This window comes from Devosia sp. A369, assembly GCF_054489345.1.
Genome location: NZ_JBTMWV010000010.1, coordinates 34,709 through 52,207 on the forward strand (window position 1 = coordinate 34,709; position 17,499 = coordinate 52,207).

Genomic DNA, 17,499 nt, shown 5'->3' on the forward strand with positions numbered 1-17,499 from the left:
CCCTTCGGGGGAGAGGTCGGCGCGTAGCGCCGGGTGAGGGGGCCTTTGCTGGGCGCTGTACGTGGGGAAGGCCCCCTCACCCGACCCAAGAGGGTCGACCTCTCCCCCAGAGGGAGAGGTGAAGGAAGATCAGCCCATCAACGCCAGCACGCCTTCGGGATCATCGGTGGTGATCTGCTCCACCTTGAGTTCCAGTAGTCGCGCCAGCTTGGGACGGCTTTCGTCATCCGCCCGCTTGATGGTGTAGGCGTCGATGCGCCGACCGGCGGTGTGGAAGGCGGCGATGATGTCGAAGCCCAGGCGGTCGGCTTCCAGCACCAGCGGATAGGCGAGATAGATCATTTCGGCCTTGGGTGAGGCGGCTACGGCATCGTGGACGAAGCCGGCAAAATCCTGTGAGGCTTGTAGCCGTTCCAGCGCACCATCATGGCAAGGGTCATAGCCGATGCGCAGGCCGGGCACGCCATCGGTCAGCAGGCGCACCGCCTCGGCGTCGCCGGATGACAGGATCATGTGTTGGGACACCGGGCCGACGCTGGCCTTGAATGAGGCGATGGCGGCGGCGTCGAGCGCTGTTGCATCCTCCTTATAGTCCAGTTGCAGCAGGGCCTCGGGATGCAGCCCGCCTTGCGCCAGCAGCGCGCAAAGGTCTTCCAGCAGCATCACCTTGTCGGCGAGCGGGGTGCCGTCCTGATGGCGCAGGTGAAATGAGCGCAAGGTTTCGGCGCTCAGATCGGCAACCTTGCCGTTACCGGTGGTTTCGCGCTCGACGCTGAGATCATGCAGCACCGCATAGCCCCGGTCGGCATGGATCACCAGATCCACCTCGACGCTGGCGCCGAGCCGCATGCCCTCCAGAATACGCGCGCCGGTAAACACCGGATCGCTGGCGCGGCGGCGGGCGCGATGCCATTTGAGCCAAATGCGATGGCCGTCGCGGGTGAGAAACAGGGGCGCGGTCATGCTTCTCAGGTCCGAAAAATCACCGCGCCGTCACGATAGGCCGCAATGGCTTTGGGCACCAAAGTGACGCCCTGACCGGCTTTGAATTGATTGGGGTCGGACACCATCGCCTTGATCCTGGTATCGTCGAGCAGTTCGAGATCCACCAGCCCATGCGAGCCATAATCGGTGACGCGGTGGACCTTGCCCTGGCTGTTGTCGGTGGCCGCGACGAGATCCAGCGACTCGGGGCGGATGGCCAGCGTCACGGGGCCATCGCTGACCGGCAGGGCGGTGGAATAACCCGCCTTGCTGAAAATGCCATTGCTGACACTGCCCTCGATCAGATTCATCGTGCCGATGAAGCCGGCGACAAACGGCGTCTGCGGTTCACGATAGACCACGTCGGGCCGGTCGATCTGTTCGGTCTTGCCGTCGCGCATCACCACGATGCGGTCGGCCATCGCCAGGGCTTCGTCCTGCCCATGGGTGACGAACAGCGTGGTGATCTTGAGCCGCTGCTGGATGTCCCGAACCTCTTCGCGAAGCCTTTCGCGCAAGTGCTGGTCCAGACTCGCAAAAGGTTCGTCGAGCAGCAGGATTTTGGGCTCCAGCACCAGCGAGCGGGCGAGCGCCACGCGCTGCTGTTGACCGCCCGATAGCTGGGTCACGCCGCGCGTGCCATAGCCGGAGAGGCCGACCAGATCGAGCACCTCTTCGACGCGGCGCTTGATTTCGTCGGGCGCCACCTTGCGCAGCTTGAGGCCGAAGGCGAGGTTCTTGAACACATTCATATGCGTCCACAGCGCATGGCTCTGGAACACCATGCCGGTGGGGCGACGCTCCGGCGGCACATGGGTGATGTCGTCGCCATCGATGGTCATCACGCCGCTGGTGGGGCGCTCGAAACCGCCCACCATGCGCAGCAGCGTCGACTTGCCCGAGCCGGAGGGGCCGAGCAGGCACACCAGTTCGCCATCGGCCACATCGAGCGAAAAGCTATCCACAGCGCGCACGCCGCCGGCGAAAATCTTGGAGACGTCGTTGATTTTAAGAACGGACATATGTGTTTCCTTCACCTCTCCCTTGGGGGAGAGGTCGGCGCGCAGCGCCGGGTGAGGGGGCCTTTACGGGGTGCGATGCGGGGGAAGGCCCCCTCACCCGACCCAAGAGGGTCGACCTCTCCCCCAAAGGGAGAGGTGAAGAAGGCGTCATCACCATCATCCCCCAAACCCCCGGGCAAACGAGCCGGAATTGACCACACGCCGCGCAAACAGCAGGGCGATGAAGCTGGGCACCCAGAGCAGCACCGACAGCACGGCGCCATATTGGATGACCGGCTGGTTGTTGATGAAGGAGATCATCAGCACCGGCAGGGTGCGGACCTGCGGCGCGCCGATCAGCCAGGCGCCTTCGGTCTCGTAAAAGGTGCCGACGAAGCTGAGCAGCACGGCGGCGGCAATGGTCGGGCCGGCCTGGGGCAGGGTGATCGACCAGAACACCCGGAACGGCCCGGCGCCCACATCGCGCGCCGCCTCTTCCATGCGCCGGTCGACGGCCTGAAAGGCGGCTACCGGAATCCAGATCATGAACAGCAGTGTGCCCACCAACTGGATCAGCACCACGCCCCAGAAGGTGCCGATGAGATTGAGCTGCAGGAAAATGCCGGCGATGGCGACCAGCAGGCCAAATTTGGGAAATGCATGGCCGGCGAGGAACGAGAAGAACAGCAGGTTCCGCCCCGGGAAATCCAGCCGGGCAAAGGCATAGGCGGCCGGCAGGCAGATGGCGGCGGAAATCGCCGTCACCATGGTCGCCAGCGACAGGCTCATGGTGATCGAACTCCACACATCGGCGCGGGCCAGGGTCTGGTTCCAGAAGCGCAGGCCGAATTCCTGCGGAATGACAGACGGGTAGCGCCACACATTGGTGAAGGCCCAGGTGCCCACCACCACCATCGGCAGCACGATGACCAGCGTCAGCACTACCGCCAGGGCAATGCCGGTCCAGTCGATTTTGGGTCGAACGATAACCGTCGCCATGGCCTAGGGCGTCCTGTTTTTGGCGACGGAGCGCACATAAAAGAGCCCAAAGATGATGCAGAACCCGAAGGTGATGACCGCCTGGGTGATGGCATTGGTCGGATCGTAGAGATCGCGGAAGGTGCGCTGCATGAACGGTCCCATCATTTCCGGCGCCGCCGGGCCCAGAATATAGGGCAGGGTGAAGGCCGAGAAGATGCCGAGAACGGCGAAGGAAATCGCCACCAGCATGGAATTGGTGATGCGGGGCAGGATGATGTACCAGAGCACCGCCAGCCGGCCGGCGCCGACGTCGCGGGCCGCCTCGATCGCCTGGTTGGAGACGCTGCCAAGGCCCGACAGCAGGATCAGCACGGTCAGCGGAATATTGTCCCATACCAGCCCGATCACCGGCCCCCAGGGCGTCAGATAGGGCGAGCGGATCTTGGGCAGGCTGGCGGCATTCAGCAGCAGGTCGACGGTGCCATTTGGCCCCAGCACGCGGATAAAGGCGAAGCTGAGAATGATCGAGGGCACGAACATCGGGAAGATGGCAAGGCCCTGCACATAGGCGGCCACCTTGCTGTCGGAAAACCGCAGATACAGCGCGATGGGCAGGCAGATCACCAGCAACAGGATGGCGCAGACCCCGGTGGTCCACAGCGTCATCGCCAGATTGGACAGGCTGTAGCCGTCCGAGAAAAAGAATTTATAGGTCGCGACCGAGAATTCGGTGCCCTCGGGGGTCTTGATCCAGAGCGTGGTGATGACCGCCGAAACGATCGGCCAGATCACCAGCCAGACCATCAGCAGCACCGGAACGGCCACGAGCAGGAGGCCGATGGGCCTCCTGCGTTCTGCGGCGACGGGCGTCAGTGGGCCCGCTTCGAGACTTGTCACGCGTTCGGGTCCACATTGGGCGCCACGGTGCGATACCAGCCGTCATTGATGGCCCGCTCCCAGTCCCCGCTCGGGAACACGGGGATCGAGGTCGGGATGATGTCGGCGAAGCGCTCGCGCAGTGCCGGATCGACATAATCCCAGCTGACGCCGGGGAAGCCGCCCAGTTCGGTCAGCACCGCCGACTGGATTTCTTCGCTCAGCACGAAGTCGGCCAGCTTCAGCGCCAGGGCATGATTGACGCCATTGGTGTTGATGGTCAGGCGCGAGAAGCCGCCCGGCAGGCCGAGGTCCTGCAATTGCACGAGGCCGGTGGTTTCCGGCAGCACGCCTTGCTCGATGGCCGACAGGGTCTGGTCCGACCAGGCCGGGATCATGGTGACGGCCGCCTGGCCGAGCAGCTGCAGCGACTGGGTATTGCCCGAGGTATAGGCGCCATTGTCGAACAAGGACGGGCCGATATCGTTCAGAATGTCCCAGGCGCCTGGCAGCATTGCCGCGGCATTTTCCGGCGTCGCATTGTCGACGGTGAATTTGCTGAGGTCCTGGCCATTGGCCTCCAGCACGGCGCGGCGCACGAAATTGAGCCCCGAACCGCCCTTGTTGGGCCGGTTATAGATGAACTGGCCCGGATTGGCCTTGATCCAGGTGATCAGGTCAGCCCAGGTCTTGGGGGCGTTGGCGGGGTCGAGCTTGGTGGTGTCATAGGCCAGCAGCACCTGCGAGCCGCGATAGGGCATGTTCTGCGGGATATCGAGGGCCAGCGGGTTGATCTTGGAATAATTGCTGAGTCCGGCGGTGGAGAAATCGGTCCACAGCCCCTTCTCGATGGCGCCGACCGGCTGGCGGGCGTCAAAGCCTTCAAAGAAGTCAGCCTGCGGATCGGTATTGGTGTCCATGGCGGCAATGGCGCGCTCGGCGATGGCCTGCAGGCCGGCATTGTCGCCGCCATCCACCAGATTGACGATCACGCCGGGATTGGCCGCCTCGAATTTCGGCTTGACCACATTGGTCCAGAAATCGAGGACGTTCTGGTCCGAGCTGGTGTACCAGTCGATCGTGCCTTCCGCGCCGAAGGCTATGCGGGGCAGCATCAGAGCGCCGGCGGCCGTGCCGGCGGCAAGCATGAAATCACGCCGTTTCATTGTTCTCTCCCAAAGTCCGCTCGTTAGAACGGATGTTCCACAAGGCGGTCAGTTCCGCCCGCAGGTTTCATCGATCTTGCGTCGACCTCTCCCGCAGCAAAGCTAACTACTGGTCAGAAGATTATGCAAGCGGAAACCCGTTGCTGGTCGACACGACGATCGGCGCGAACAAATCACAGGCGTGCGACAGCGGTGTAACAGCGCGAAGTGGACGGGTTTCAGGTGCAACGAAACGCGATTCAAAATGTCAGGTGTGACACGCTAGTGGACTGTAATTGAACATGAATATGTCTAGCAGTTCGCTGCGAGTGCCCAGTAGGGCGGCGGGCGTTGGGCGCGCGGCGTGGTGCAGGTGCAGGAGGGTGCGGGACGATCACAATCTGCGCCAGACAGGGCCCGACGGACGGGGCGGCAGGGTGTCGCTTGCCGTCCGTGCGGTTTCGAATGAAGTTCATCAGGCGTTCTATATTTGAAACAAATATTCTATTGTGACTGTGCGGATCAGATTCGGGCCGCCAGTTCTTCGAGCTGGGCGGCGCACATGCCCCAGCCTTCGTGGAACCCCATCTGCTTGTGGGCGGTGGCGTCTCCGGCGGTCCAGTGGCGCGCCACGGCGGTGTAGCGGGTCTTGCCGGGGCCGGCGTCCTCAAAGGTCAGGATGGCGGTGAAGAACGGCTTGGCCGATGGCGTCCAGTCGCCGGTGAAGGCGTCGGTGAACACCAGCTTCTCGTTGGGCACGATTTCCAGATATTGGCCGGCATTGGGATATTCGGTGCCGTTTTCGTCGGCCATGGTGATGAGATTGCCGCCGCCCGGCCGCAGGTCGACCTCGGCCTTGGGAGTGCTCCATGGTTTGGGCGCGAACCATTGCTTGATCAGCTCGGGCTGGGTCCAGCACTGAAAAACCTTGTCGCGCGGGGCATTCAGCACACGGCTCAGCACCAGATCGCGGTCGGTATCCTCGGTAGGCAGGGCGTTGGGCATATTGTCTCCTTGTATTGGTGTGGTCTTACCCCAGCTACGAGTGGTGCCGGGCGCTTTCGACAGCTGCAATCGGCTTCTTTGATTTTTTCCTGCTGCCATGCTCTCTGGCAGCAGCCATAGGAGATTGCCATGACCGACCCGATGCCCCCCATCACCCCGCCGCAAAGCCGCGCCGGTCGGGCGCTTGTCGGCTGGTCGGTCGCCGCGCTGGCTGAAGCCGCCGGCATGGCGGAGCTCGATATCGAGCAGTTCGAGGCTGAAATTTCCGAACCCGATACCGCCTGCCAGCGCGCCATCCGCGCCGCGCTCGAGACTGGGGGCGTGCTGTTTCTGCCAGAGCAGGGCGGGGAGGGGTTCGGCGTTCGCCTGAGATTTCCGCGCCAGACCGTCAAGCGTCTCCAGACCTGGGAAGGCGAGGGCGGCACCACCGGCGAGGACGATATCGGCTGAGCGAGCCTAGCGTCCCAAGGTCCGCAGCGCCGGCCTGAGCCGGTCGGCATGCTGTTCAAGCAGACGCTGGGCGGCGACCACGCTATCGGCGCCGGCCGCCAGCAGGATCGCGGTTTTGACCGAGCCGCCGGCCTGTTGCAGCGCTGCTGCCGCCTGCTCTTCGGACACTTTACTCACCGCCATGACAATGCCCCGCGCCCGGCTGCGCAGTTTCATATTGTCGGCGACGAGGTTGACCATGAAGCCGTCATGCACATGGCCAAGATGAATGGCCATCATGGTGGAGAGCATGTTGAGCGCGATCTTCTGTGCCGTTCCGGCCCCCATGCGGGTCGAGCCGGCAATGACCTCGGGCGGGGTGGGCAGGCAGATGGCGACGTCGACGCGGTCAAATAGCGGCGCGCCATGATTGTTGCTGATGCCGATGGTTTTGGCACCCGCCGCCCGTGCCGCCGCTACGGCTTCCATCGGGTAGGGCGTGTAGCCGCTGGCGGAAAGGGCGATGATGCAATCATTGGGCCCGACGCCCGCAGCAGCGACCTCGGCTCGACCCGCGTCAGCGTCATCCTCGGGAGCGCCTGCCATTTCGGTGAGCCCGGCGACGCCGCCGGCCAGCAGCACCTTGATCCGGTCCGGCGCAATGCCATAGGTTCCGGGCAGTTCCAGCGCGTCGGCCAGTGCCATCAGCCCCGAGCTGCCTGCGGCCACGTAAACCAGCCGGCCACCGGCGCCGAGGCATGTCGCCGCCAGTTGCGCCGCGTCGGCAATGGCGGGTACGGCCTGCTGCACCGCCCGGGCGGCCTCCGCCTGTGCGGTGGCGAGAATGTCCAGCGCTTCCAGCGGGGGCTTGGTATCAAAGCCCTTGGCGCTTGCGTGGAGCCTCTCGGTTTGCGTTGCCTTCATGCCAGTCTCCCATCGCGGCAATAATGCCAAAAAAATACCACTTGTCCAGACGATGGCAGAAACCGCAGCGCTAAAGCCTTGTTAGAACCGAAAAAAGCTCAATTGCGCCAGCAGAATGCCCCGCTTGTGCAGAATCGCTTTTTGGGACTTGGTGAATGGTATTTTATTGGTATTATAACGCCAGGGGGCGAGACTGGATCAAGCGGCGGACATTCAGGTGAGTGAACAGGTGGCTCGGGGCGAGCCGAAAATGCTGGCCTTCAAGGCCCGAGGCGCGGCATACGCTTCCGGTGGAAGCGCTGCAACTGCGCCCGCCTGCACCAGTGATCGCAGCATGGCGAGGGGGACATAGTGGACGGCCCGTCGAACGACTTCTTTGCTGCCGGTCCGGTGGTGCTGCCATCGGGTGGCCCACTCTATCTCCAGCTCAAGCGCTGGATTGAGGACGCCATCCATCGCGGCTCCATCCATCCCGGCGACGCGCTGCCCTCCGAACGCGATCTGGCCACCAAGGTCGATGTGTCGCGCGTCACGGTGCGCAAGGCGATGCTGCAACTGGTCAAGGAAGGCGTGCTGGTGCAGCGCCACGGCTCGGGTACTTTCGTGGCCCCGCAGCCCCAGCGCGTCGAACAGTCGCTATCCCAGCTCACCTCCTTCACCGAAGACATGGCGCGACGCGGCATGGCGGTGCGCGCCGAATGGCTCGACCGTGGGCTCTATCTGCCATCGCCCGAGGAAACCGTGATTCTGGGGCTGTCGTCGGGCGATCTGGTGGCGCGGATTTCCCGCCTGCGCCTCACCGGCGATATCCCGCTGGCCATCGAGCGCGCCAGCCTGTCGCCGCGTGTGCTTCCGGACCCGGCCAATATCGGCGACTCGCTGTATAAGCACCTCGACAAGACCGGCCACCGACCCATTCGCGCCATCCAGCGCATTCGCGCCGCAAATCTGGATGAGGATGACGCCCATCTGCTACAGGTGCCGACCGGTTCGGCCGGGCTCAATATCGAGCGCACCTCGTATCTCGCCTCCGGGCGAGTCATTGAATTCACCCGCTCCATCTACCGGGGCGATACCTATGATTTCGTCGCCGAACTGCGGATCGGCGACGCGCCCACGATTGGAGGCAAAACGCCGTGACTGTGACGAACCAGACCTTTATGCGCCAGGAAGTCGACGCCATTCCCGACACCGTCGCCAATTTCCTCGACCAGAGCGGGCCGGTGCTCGACGCGGCGGCTGCGGCCCTGCGCGAGCGTAACCCGAATATGGTGGTCACCGTCGCGCGCGGCTCGTCCGATCACGCCTGCTCCTATCTCAAATATGCCATCGAGCTGACGCTGGGCCTGCCGGTTGCCTCGGTCGGCCCGTCCATCGCCTCGATCTATGGCAAGGACCTCAAGCTGGCCGGCGCCGCCGCCATTGCCATTTCGCAGTCCGGCAAGTCGCCCGACATTGTCGGCATGACCCAGTCGGCCCGCCGTTCTGGCGCGACGACGATTGCCATTACCAACACCGCCGGCTCGCCTCTGGCCGAGTCGTCCGATTTCACCATCGACCTGCATGCCGGGCTCGAAAAGTCGGTTGCCGCCACCAAGACCTTTGTTACCTCGGTGGTCAGTGGGCTGGCGCTGGTCGCGCGCTGGAGCGGCGATGACGCGCTCAACGCCGCCGTCAATGATTTGCCCAACAGCCTCGCCAAGGCGGTCGCCTGCGACTGGTCGGAGATGATCGGCGCGCTGGAAGGCCATTCGGCGCTTTACGTGCTGGCGCGTGGTCCGGGCCTTGCCATCGCCAATGAAGCGGCACTGAAATTCAAGGAAACCTGCAATATCCAGGCCGCCGCCTATAGCGCCGCCGAAGTGATGCATGGTCCCGTCGCCATCGTCACGCCCGGCTATCCGGTGCTGGGCCTGGCTGCACGCGACGCCACCGAGGCGTCCGTGGCCGACATGACCCACAAGCTGGTCACGCAAGGCGCATTGGGTTTCCTCACCAGTGATCGTGCGGGCCCGGCCAAGGCGCTGCCCTTCGCCGCTACCGGCCACCCGATCACCGACCCGCTGGCGCTGATCGTCTCCTTCTATGGCTTTGTCGAAGCGCTGTCGCGCCATCGCGGTTTCAACCCCGACGTGCCGGTGGCCCTCAAGAAGGTGACCGAAACCCTATGAGCGACCTTTCCGCCATTCTGGGTGCCCGTATTTTCGACGGGCACCGCTGGCATGACGATGCGGCGCTGCTGGTCGAATTCGGCCATGTGTCGGGCATTGTGCGGTCTGACGCCGTCCCGGCCAATGCCGTGGTCACCCGGCTCGATGGCGGATCGGTGGTGCCGGGCTTTGTCGATTTGCAGGTCAATGGCGGCGGCGGGGTGCTGTTCAACAATGCGCCCAGCGTCGAGTCGATCCGCACCATCTGCGCCGCCCATGCCCAGTTCGGCACCACGGCGCTGCTGCCGACGCTGATCACCGACACGGTGGCGGTCAATGTCGCCGCCATGGCGGCCGGCAAGGCGGCGGCCGAGCAGGGCGTGCCCGGCTTTATCGGGCTGCATCTGGAAGGCCCGCATCTGTCGCTGGCCCGCAAGGGCACGCATGATCCGGCGCTGATCCGCCCGATGGATGAGGCCGATCTGGCCCGTCTCATCGCGGCGCGGGCCGATCTGCCCAATCTGATTGTCACCGTGGCGGCCGAAACCGTCACCCCCGAGCAGATTCGGGCTCTGGCTGATGCCGGCATTATCGTTAGCATCGGGCACTCGGATGCCGACGCCGCAACAGCCGGGGCCGCTGTCGCTGCGGGCGCCAGCATGGCGACGCATCTGTTCAATGCCATGAGCCAGCTCGGCAACCGCGAACCCGGCGTGGTCGGCGCCGTGCTGACCGGCGACACCGTCTGGGCCGGACTGATTGCCGATGGCATTCATGTCCACCCGGCAGCGATCGAGATTGCCTTGCGCGCCAAATCCGGCACGGGCCGCATCTTCCTCGTCACCGACGCCATGTCGCAGACCGGCACCGACCTCAAGAGCCTCACGCTCAATGGCCGCACCATCACGCGCGCCGACGGCGCACTGCGCCTGGCCGACGGTACGCTGGCCGGCGCCGATCTCGACATGATCGACGCTGTGGAATTCATGCATAGTCGCATCGGCCTGCCTTTCGAGGAGGCCCTGCGCATGGCCTCGCTCTATCCGGCGCAGGCGATGGGGATCGAAGACCAGTTCGGCCATCTGCAACCCGGCGCCATCGCCAGCTTCGCCCATCTGTCCGACGACCGGCAGATGCGCGCCACCTGGATCGCCGGTTCAGAGGTGTGGCGGGCCTGAGCGGGCGAGGGGGCTACCCCCGCCCGATATAGGGCATGGTCGTCGCCATCACCGTCATGAACTGCACATTGGCCGCCAGCGGCAGCCCGGCCATATAGAGCAGGGCGTCCACCACATGGCGCACGTCAAAGACCGGCTCGGGCAGGATGGTGCCATTGGCCTGCAACACGCCGCTGCCGATTTCCGTTGTCATCTCGGTGGCGGCATTGCCGATATCGATCTGCCCGCAGGCGATGGAAAAGGCCCGCCCATCAAGCGAGATCGCCTTGGTCAGTCCGGTGATGGCATGCTTGGTGGCGGTATAGGACGCGGCGCCGGGGCGCGGCGCATGGGCCGAAATCGACCCGTTATTGATGATCCGCCCGCCTTGCGGGGCCTGGTCTCGCATGGCCCGGAACGCTTCACGCGCAACATAGAAGGCACCATTGAGATTGGTATCGACCATCTCGCGCCAGGTGAGCACGTCAAGATCGCCGAATGAAATCGCCGGGGCAAAGCGGCCGGCATTGTTGAACACCACATCGACCCGGCCGTAGCGCTCCTTCACCCCGGCGAAGAACTGCGCCACGGCGGTCGGGTCGGTGACATCGCACATGGCCCAATATCCCCCAGTCTCGCTGGCCACGCTCTGAAGCGCCTCGGCGCGCCGGCCGCAGATCGCCACCTGATAGCCCGCCTGGGCGAAACCCAGCGCCGCCGCCCGCCCGATGCCGGCACTGCCGCCTGTCACCACCGCAACCTTGTTCTGCATTGTCCTGCTCGCTCCAATTGTGGCGGCGCTTTGTGGTCTGCCGCGTTGAGTCCCGATTTTGCGCACATTGGGGCCGCATCAGCGCTGCGTCCATGGCAGAGCATTTTGTCCGCACGGCCCGCAAAATAGCGCCCAAAATCCCCGTTTCCTGGCGCTAACTCCTTCAAAATGCGTGGATTTTAACGCATTGTTTAGCCGGGTTAACAGGTGGTTTCTATCTGTGTGCTGAATCTGCAACATACCGTTGGCAACCACATTGCTGGACCGCCAAAACGGCTTTTGCGCGATTGCGTCCTTTCCCGCCGTGCGTATGGTGGGTCTTGCGAATCCATGCATGGGATCGTTTGTCGGTCGCAGCGCGACGGCAACACACTGCACCACGAATAGTGTGGTCGCGTTACGACAAACCGCTGGGCAACCGGCACCAAGAATGACTGACTTTGGAGGTCAACTAATGAAACTCAAGAGCCTTATCCTCGGTTCTATCGCTGCTGCCGGTCTCTCGACCGCTGGCTTTGCTGCCGATCTGGGCGTCCTCACCTCGCTGGACGTTTGCGACGAGCTGGGCCTGTCGGGCCTGACCATTTCGTCCGACACCAACTGCCTGCAGATCTCGGGCTCGGTCTCGTACACCTTTGATTATGGCAACTGGAACGGCTCCGAGAACATCGCCCGTACCCCGGCTACCGCTTCGTTCGGTGGCGTGAACGCTGACGGCATCCGCAACGTTGACGTTTCCAGCGCCGTTAACCCGCTTTCTGGCTCCGCCCAGGATTGGGACTCGAAGGTTGAGACCTTCCTGAAGTTCGTTGGTACCGCTTCGAGCGATTTCGGTCCGGCCCGCGTCGTGATCAACCTGCGCCAGCGCGACTACATCCGCGCCCGTGACGGTATCACTGTTACGAACACTGACAATCACGCCCTGCGCGCCCAGGACGCTTATGTCCAGGTCGGTGATACCACCATCCTCAGCGCTGGTAAGAAGGGTTCGATCTTCAACGAAGGCGACGACGAGCCGTTCAACTTCACCGGCCTGTTCATGTCTGACGACGCCGACGTTGGCGTCTGGGAAGGCCCCGTCCGCAAGGGCGGTCACGTCATCCAGCTTGAGACCCAGTTTGGCGAAGGCTTCGTCGGTAAGATCGGTCTCGAAGCACTTGATCGCGAAGCGGCAGCCGTTGGTGGCGTGAGCCAGCCCGTCACGGACGCTGGCAGCCTGATCGGCGTGCTGCAGTACGCTGGTAGCGGCATCACCGCTCACATCAGCGGCTCCATGGGTGGCCTGCTTGACGGCGTCCAGACCACTGGCGACACCTATGCTGTCCACGCTGGCATCACTGCCACGTTCGACGCATTCAAGGTCCGTGCAGCTGGTGCTGCTGGCGGCGGCTGGACTGCTGGCGGCAACTGGAACTACTGGAACGGCCTGATCACCGGCGAAGCCAACTTCGACATGTTCAAGGTTGCTCTGTCCGGCGAATTCGCTGGCGGCACCGATCGTGTTACCCTGGCTGCTCTCGACACCGACGCCGGCTTCGGCGGCTCGATCGGCGCCAAGGTTGCTGAAGGCATCGAAATCAACATCGGCGGTCGTTACTTCAACGACGGTACCGCTGACGTTGCTGATGGCTACCAGGTTGCAGCTCAGCTCGTTGCTGCTGTCACCGAAACCATCAAGATCACCGGTGAAATCGGCGTCTATGGCCATGGTGCTGACGGCGCCCTGGCACCGATCGTCCGTAACGGCGGTCTTGCCTACTCCGACTTCTACGGTTCGGCCAAGCTCGGCTGGAACCCCGGCGGCGGCTTCGAGTCGTCGATCGGTGCCAAGGCACAGCAGAACGGTGCCTACAAGGTTACCTTCACTGCCAAGAAGGCTTTCGAGTAGTCCTTGGATTACTAGCCAATACGGAAAGGCCCGGCTCACGCCGGGCCTTTCTGCTTTTAGGCGATGCTGATGCTGACGAGCCGTTTTCTCCTATGCACTCCGCTCTCCGCATTGTCGGTTTTGCGACAGCGAAAACCGCCGCGCACCCGCCGCCCGGCTTGATTCCGGTGTTTCCGGGTGGTGGATCAGCGTGGCGCTGGACAGCGTGAAATAATCTCACGCAAACAATCACTTACCGCAGGCATTTTCGTTTCCTCGACTCCCGAAATGCACTAGCCTTGCGGCAATTGCGGACATTCACTGGAACGAGAATGATCAGGGACCTCATCAAGTGGGTCGCACCGGGACTCGCCACTGTCCTGGGCGGCACAAGCCTGTGCTTGGCGATGACTTCGGGCGAGATCGCCACCGATTTGGCAGCAAAAAGCGCGGCCGCCATGGCTGTCAGCGGCCATGACTGGGCCGAACTGGCGCTCGATGGCCGTGACCTGACCCTGAGCGGCACCGCGACCGACCCGATTGCGGTGAAGGCCGCGACGACACGCCTCGCCAGCATTGCTGGCATGGGGCCGGTCACAACTGAGGTGGCCCTCGCGCCTCTGGCCAAGCCCTATCACTTTACCGCCAGCATCAAGCAGGGCGCCGTCAGTCTTGCCGGTGGCGTTCCGGATGAAACCACGCGACAGCGCCTATTGGCGCGCGCCGGGCTGACGCAGGGCGAGCTGGACTTGCGCTCGGGCACGCCGGAGCGGCGCAGCTGGGTTGCTGGCGCCGAATTCGCCATCGACCAGCTGCAATATTTCGACCAGGGGCAGGCTGTCATTTCCGATCTGACGGTCAACCTCACTGGTCGCGCCAAATCCGAACGCGCCTTTCGGGATCTGCTGATCGTCATGCGGGCCGGTGCACCGGCCGGGGTGACGCTCGGCGCGGTCGACATCACGCCTGCGCTCGTTGCGCCCTATCAGTGGAGCGCCAGTTTTGATGGCAAGCGCATCGATGTCACCGGCTTTGTGCCCAATGATGCCATGGATGAGCGCTATCGCACCGCCGATGTCTCCGGCCTGCCAGTAGCCACCGGCTTGGCATTGGGCTCCGGCGAACCCGCTGGTTTTGCAGAGCTTTCCCAGCAATTGATTGAACAATTGGCCCGCCTCGATTACGGCACGGCCAGCATCACCGATAGTGACAGCACGCTGAGCGGCGCGCCGCCCTCGCTGGAAGTTGCCCAGGCCATTGTCGACACGCTGGCGCCCAGCGGCAGTATCGTGGTGCTCGAACCGCCCCGCATCGCCGAGTATTGGATGAGCGCCACCCGCCAGCCCGGCGGCGTCGTGGTTTTCGACGGCTATGCGCCCGACGAAGCCACCCGCGAAGCCTTCAGTCTGCTCGAAGGCGCCGATACCAGCTATCTCCAGCTGGGCCGTGGTGCTCCCGAACGCTATCGCTCGGGCGCCGATTTCGGTCTGGCGGCGCTCGCGCTAATGAGCGAGGGGCGCATCGCGCTCCGCGACAATGTGCTGACCATTGCCGGCATTGCCCGCTCCGGCGCCGATTATGCAACGCTGCTGGCGATTTTGGCGGATCAGGCGCCGCAGGGCCTGGTGCTGGCCCGTGCCGAAATCGAAGCCCCACGCATTGCCAATTATGACTGGTCGGCCACCAAGGATATCGCCGGCACCATCGCCCTGGCCGGTGCGGTGCCAAGCCCGAATGATGCAGCACTTCTGCTCAGTGCGGCCGGGCAGGGCGCAACGGAAACAATGACTTACGCCTCCGGCGCCCCGCGAGATTTTGTGGCCGTCGCCCAGACCGGCCTCGGCCTGCTGCAGGGGCTGAGCGAGGGCAGGGTCGTTTATGACGGCCATGGCTGGACGTTGACCGGCACGGCCAGTTCGCCCTCCGCCAAAGCTGCGCTCGAAGCCGATTTTGTCAGCCGCCAGCTCGCGGCCAGTGGCTGGTCGATGGCCGTCGCCGAACCGCAGGGCGGCAACCCGACCGTTGCCATTGCCGCGACCGAGGCCGAGATCGCTGAACCGGTTGTCGCAGAACCAGCAGTCGCCGAACCCGTCATCGCGGCGGAAGCGGCCCCGGTTGCTGCCCCATCTGCGCCAGCCATCGATCCCGATTATGCCTTCTCCGCCAGCCGCGCCGCCGATGGCACCGTCATTCTGAGCGGCCAACTGCCCACCGACGCCGCCATGCGCTATTTCGGCACCATCAGCGGCGGCGATTTTGCCGCGGTCAGTCTCGCCCAAGGCGCGCCGGCAGATTTCCTCGCCAGCGCCGAAACCGGCCTGCGCGCCCTGTTGCAGCTCAGCGAAGGTCAGCTCAATTTTGCCAATGGCAACTGGTCCCTCAGTGGCGTTGCCGCTGATGCGACGACCCAGACCACGGTCCTGGCAGCGTTGAACGCCGATCCCGGCGCCGCGACATGGGGCACTAACATCGATCTGCCGGCCCCGACTCCAGAACCCGAGCCGGCTGCGGCTCCGAGCCAGCCGGTGGCGACGCTGCCGGTCGATATCACTGCCTGCGCCGCGCAAGTGGCTGATTTTTCGGCACGAAACGCCATTCTCTTCCAGTCTGGTGCGGCCATCATCGCGGCGGAATCCGCTGCTGCGCTGGACGAATTGTCGATGTATCTGGCGGCCTGCCCGGATGCCGTGGTGCATGTCGAAGGCCATACGGATTCAGACGGCGACGAAGCGCTGAACCTGGCATTGTCGGTGGCCCGCGCCGAGGCCGTGGTCGGCGCCTTGGTGGCGCGTGGCATCGGGGCAGGGCGGCTCTATGCCATCGGCTATGGCGAGTCAGTGCCGGTGGCGGATAATGCCACGGCGCAGGGCAAGCGGCTCAACCGCCGCATCGTCGTTATCGTGCAGCCGCAGCACTTCTGAGACGGGCAAGCATGACGATGAATTGGAATTCGCTGGGCTATCTGCTGGGCTTTTACTGGCCCTATCTGGCGGCAGCGGGGCTGATCGGCCTCGTTGTCGGCTGGCGCAGCTTTGCGCCGAGGGCGTGAGATGAGCAATCTGGCCCCTATCGGCGAAACCGCGCTGCTGCTGGCGGCGGCCTATCTCATCGGCTGCATCGTCGGCTATGGCCTGCGCCGCATGCTCCATGCCGCCCGCGGCACCAGGCAGGTTGGTCGGCCCGTTGAGGGCCATACCGGCACCCAATAAAGCTGCCAAATCAAAGCAATCGCGCGGTCGCTTGAATCAACGTGCCAGGTGCCGAGCACCCTAAGCCGCCCGGCCCAACAGTTGCGTGCTGGTGCGAATGACGAATTCGGCCACCGCTTCGATTTCCTCGCGCTGATCGAACAGCGCCGGCGAGCCCTGCCCGGCAATGGTCAGCGCCACCGCGTCAGGCCGGCGGCGGGTCATTTCATCGAAGGTTTCGCGGCGCAGCTGGTCGGTCAGCTGGGTGCGCAGCAGCATCAGAGGGGCGCAGCGCAGGGCGTCGAACAGCGGCCATTGCGCCATCAGCACGTCATCGAAATTGATGCTGGCCAGCGCTTCGATCAGCCGACGATCATAAAGCGGCTTGGCGCGGCCGCGCTTGTCGATGACGTGGCTGCGCGCCAATAGCGCATCCAGCCGCGTATCGGGCAGGCCGGGATAGTCGCCGCTCAGAATGCGCCGGAAGCCGGCCGTGACCGCCTTGGCCCCGCGCAGGCTTTCCACATGCGCCAGATTGTTGCGCAGCCGCACAATGCCGCGCGAGTCGGTCACCGGACCGGAATCGAGCAGGACGGTGCCGGCGATCAGCAGCGGATGATTGGCCGCCAGCATCATCGCCACCTGGCCGCCATGGCCCTGGCCCAGCACCACCGCCTTGCCAATGCCGAGCGCGGCCAGCACCGAGGCGACGTCGTGCGCATCGGCCGGCGAGCCATAATCTTCCGCCCGTCGACGGTCATCGGCGCGGCCACGCCCCGGCAGGTCGAGCAGCACCACCGGCCAGGCGCCGCCGCCAACGCGGCGGAAATAGCCGGCAAATTCGGTAAAATCGCTCATATTGCGCTGATAGCCGGGAATGCAGATCACCGGCAGCCGCTGGCTCGATAGCTGTCCGGCCACATGCACGGCCGCGCGCAACCCGCCCGCCAGCGTCACCTGGGTGACCGGCAGTTCGGCAAAGGCGGGGTGATCGGCGGGAAATTTTCTGGGGCGGGGCAT

General features: G+C 64.1%; 16 protein-coding genes. 7 read left to right on the plus strand and 9 right to left on the minus strand.

Annotation, left to right across the window (positions count from 1 at the left end):
• Positions 1–129 precede the first annotated feature (129 nt).
• The 6 genes from ACX3OZ_RS13840 to ACX3OZ_RS13865 all read right to left on the minus strand — a co-directional run bounded on the left by ACX3OZ_RS13840 (position 130) and on the right by ACX3OZ_RS13865 (position 5,992).
• Positions 130–963 (minus strand): glycerophosphodiester phosphodiesterase, encoded by an 834-nt coding sequence (locus tag ACX3OZ_RS13840; RefSeq protein ID WP_459096795.1) that lies wholly within the window; start codon positions 961–963, stop codon positions 130–132.
• Between the two features lie 5 nt (positions 964–968).
• Positions 969–2,006 carry an ABC transporter ATP-binding protein gene (locus tag ACX3OZ_RS13845; protein ID WP_459096794.1) on the minus strand — a complete coding sequence of 346 codons (1,038 nt, stop codon included), beginning with the start codon at positions 2,004–2,006 and terminating at the stop codon, positions 969–971.
• 156 nt (positions 2,007–2,162) lie between these two features.
• Complete coding sequence (locus ACX3OZ_RS13850; protein WP_459096793.1) at positions 2,163–2,984, minus strand: ABC transporter permease; 822 nt, start codon at positions 2,982–2,984, stop codon at positions 2,163–2,165.
• A 3-nt stretch (positions 2,985–2,987) separates the two neighbouring features.
• Positions 2,988–3,770, minus strand: a complete 783-nt coding sequence (locus tag ACX3OZ_RS13855; RefSeq protein ID WP_459097020.1) for an ABC transporter permease — start codon at positions 3,768–3,770, stop codon at positions 2,988–2,990.
• An 89-nt stretch (positions 3,771–3,859) separates the two neighbouring features.
• Positions 3,860–5,008, minus strand: coding sequence for an extracellular solute-binding protein (locus tag ACX3OZ_RS13860; protein WP_459096792.1), 1,149 nt, complete (start codon positions 5,006–5,008; stop codon positions 3,860–3,862).
• Positions 5,009–5,509: 501 nt separating this feature from the next.
• Positions 5,510–5,992: an SRPBCC family protein gene (locus ACX3OZ_RS13865; protein ID WP_459096791.1), complete on the minus strand. Its 483-nt coding sequence runs from the start codon at positions 5,990–5,992 to the stop codon at positions 5,510–5,512.
• Positions 5,993–6,121: 129 nt separating this feature from the next.
• Between ACX3OZ_RS13865 and ACX3OZ_RS13870 the strand changes: the two genes are divergently transcribed.
• Positions 6,122–6,442: an XRE family transcriptional regulator gene (locus tag ACX3OZ_RS13870; RefSeq protein WP_459096790.1), complete on the plus strand. Its 321-nt coding sequence runs from the start codon at positions 6,122–6,124 to the stop codon at positions 6,440–6,442.
• A 6-nt stretch (positions 6,443–6,448) separates the two neighbouring features.
• On the opposite strand, the gene ACX3OZ_RS13875 is transcribed toward ACX3OZ_RS13870, so the two are convergent.
• On the minus strand, positions 6,449–7,345 hold the full coding sequence (locus ACX3OZ_RS13875; protein ID WP_459096789.1) for an N-acetylmuramic acid 6-phosphate etherase: 897 nt from the start codon (positions 7,343–7,345) through the stop codon (positions 6,449–6,451).
• Between the two features lie 351 nt (positions 7,346–7,696).
• On the opposite strand from ACX3OZ_RS13875, the gene ACX3OZ_RS13880 reads away from it, so the two are divergent.
• The 3 genes from ACX3OZ_RS13880 to nagA are packed head-to-tail and all read left to right on the plus strand — an operon-like array spanning position 7,697 to position 10,673.
• Positions 7,697–8,485 (plus strand): GntR family transcriptional regulator, encoded by a 789-nt coding sequence (locus tag ACX3OZ_RS13880; RefSeq protein ID WP_459096788.1) that lies wholly within the window; start codon positions 7,697–7,699, stop codon positions 8,483–8,485.
• Positions 8,486–8,505: 20 nt separating this feature from the next.
• The gene (locus ACX3OZ_RS13885; RefSeq protein ID WP_459097019.1) at positions 8,506–9,516 is read left to right on the plus strand and encodes an SIS domain-containing protein; all 1,011 of its coding nucleotides are present in this window, start codon (positions 8,506–8,508) and stop codon (positions 9,514–9,516) included.
• Complete coding sequence (nagA, locus tag ACX3OZ_RS13890; RefSeq protein WP_459104704.1) at positions 9,513–10,673, plus strand: N-acetylglucosamine-6-phosphate deacetylase; 1,161 nt, start codon at positions 9,513–9,515, stop codon at positions 10,671–10,673. The genes ACX3OZ_RS13885 and nagA overlap by 4 nt, the downstream gene beginning before the upstream one ends.
• Positions 10,674–10,686: 13 nt before the next feature.
• Here nagA and ACX3OZ_RS13895 read toward each other — a convergent pair whose 3' ends face one another.
• On the minus strand, positions 10,687–11,424 hold the full coding sequence (locus ACX3OZ_RS13895) for an SDR family oxidoreductase (RefSeq protein ID WP_459104705.1): 738 nt from the start codon (positions 11,422–11,424) through the stop codon (positions 10,687–10,689).
• Positions 11,425–11,878: 454 nt separating this feature from the next.
• Here ACX3OZ_RS13895 and ACX3OZ_RS13900 point away from each other — a divergent pair, with 454 nt between their 5' ends.
• From ACX3OZ_RS13900 to ACX3OZ_RS13910, 3 genes are all read left to right on the plus strand, one after another.
• The gene (locus ACX3OZ_RS13900) at positions 11,879–13,312 is read left to right on the plus strand and encodes a hypothetical protein (protein WP_459104706.1); all 1,434 of its coding nucleotides are present in this window, start codon (positions 11,879–11,881) and stop codon (positions 13,310–13,312) included.
• 311 nt (positions 13,313–13,623) lie between these two features.
• Entirely contained in the window at positions 13,624–16,212 is a 2,589-nt protein-coding gene (locus ACX3OZ_RS13905; RefSeq protein WP_459104707.1) for an OmpA family protein, read from the plus strand.
• Between the two features lie 129 nt (positions 16,213–16,341).
• On the plus strand, positions 16,342–16,500 hold the full coding sequence (locus ACX3OZ_RS13910) for a hypothetical protein (protein ID WP_459104708.1): 159 nt from the start codon (positions 16,342–16,344) through the stop codon (positions 16,498–16,500).
• Between the two features lie 60 nt (positions 16,501–16,560).
• On the opposite strand, the gene ACX3OZ_RS13915 is transcribed toward ACX3OZ_RS13910, so the two are convergent.
• Entirely contained in the window at positions 16,561–17,499 is a 939-nt protein-coding gene (locus tag ACX3OZ_RS13915) for an alpha/beta fold hydrolase (protein WP_459104709.1), read from the minus strand.

Excerpts from the sequence above, each read along its gene's own strand:
- ACX3OZ_RS13840 (WP_459096795.1), bottom strand. The coding sequence starts at position 963 with ATGACCGCGCCCCTGTTTCTCACCCGCGACGGCCATCGCATTTGGCTC.
- ACX3OZ_RS13845 (WP_459096794.1), bottom strand. The coding sequence starts at position 2,006 with ATGTCCGTTCTTAAAATCAACGACGTCTCCAAGATTTTCGCCGGCGGC.
- ACX3OZ_RS13850 (WP_459096793.1), bottom strand. The coding sequence starts at position 2,984 with ATGGCGACGGTTATCGTTCGACCCAAAATCGACTGGACCGGCATTGCC.
- ACX3OZ_RS13855 (WP_459097020.1), bottom strand. The coding sequence starts at position 3,770 with ATGGTCTGGCTGGTGATCTGGCCGATCGTTTCGGCGGTCATCACCACG.
- ACX3OZ_RS13860 (WP_459096792.1), bottom strand. The coding sequence starts at position 5,008 with ATGAAACGGCGTGATTTCATGCTTGCCGCCGGCACGGCCGCCGGCGCT.
- ACX3OZ_RS13865 (WP_459096791.1), bottom strand. The coding sequence starts at position 5,992 with ATGCCCAACGCCCTGCCTACCGAGGATACCGACCGCGATCTGGTGCTG.
- ACX3OZ_RS13870 (WP_459096790.1), top strand. The coding sequence starts at position 6,122 with ATGACCGACCCGATGCCCCCCATCACCCCGCCGCAAAGCCGCGCCGGT.
- ACX3OZ_RS13875 (WP_459096789.1), bottom strand. The coding sequence starts at position 7,345 with ATGAAGGCAACGCAAACCGAGAGGCTCCACGCAAGCGCCAAGGGCTTT.
- ACX3OZ_RS13885 (WP_459097019.1), top strand. The coding sequence starts at position 8,506 with ATGCGCCAGGAAGTCGACGCCATTCCCGACACCGTCGCCAATTTCCTC.
- nagA (WP_459104704.1), top strand. The coding sequence starts at position 9,513 with ATGAGCGACCTTTCCGCCATTCTGGGTGCCCGTATTTTCGACGGGCAC.
- ACX3OZ_RS13895 (WP_459104705.1), bottom strand. The coding sequence starts at position 11,424 with ATGCAGAACAAGGTTGCGGTGGTGACAGGCGGCAGTGCCGGCATCGGG.
- ACX3OZ_RS13900 (WP_459104706.1), top strand. The coding sequence starts at position 11,879 with ATGAAACTCAAGAGCCTTATCCTCGGTTCTATCGCTGCTGCCGGTCTC.
- ACX3OZ_RS13905 (WP_459104707.1), top strand. The coding sequence starts at position 13,624 with ATGATCAGGGACCTCATCAAGTGGGTCGCACCGGGACTCGCCACTGTC.
- ACX3OZ_RS13910 (WP_459104708.1), top strand. The coding sequence starts at position 16,342 with ATGAGCAATCTGGCCCCTATCGGCGAAACCGCGCTGCTGCTGGCGGCG.
- ACX3OZ_RS13915 (WP_459104709.1), bottom strand. The coding sequence starts at position 17,499 with ATGCCCCGCCCCAGAAAATTTCCCGCCGATCACCCCGCCTTTGCCGAA.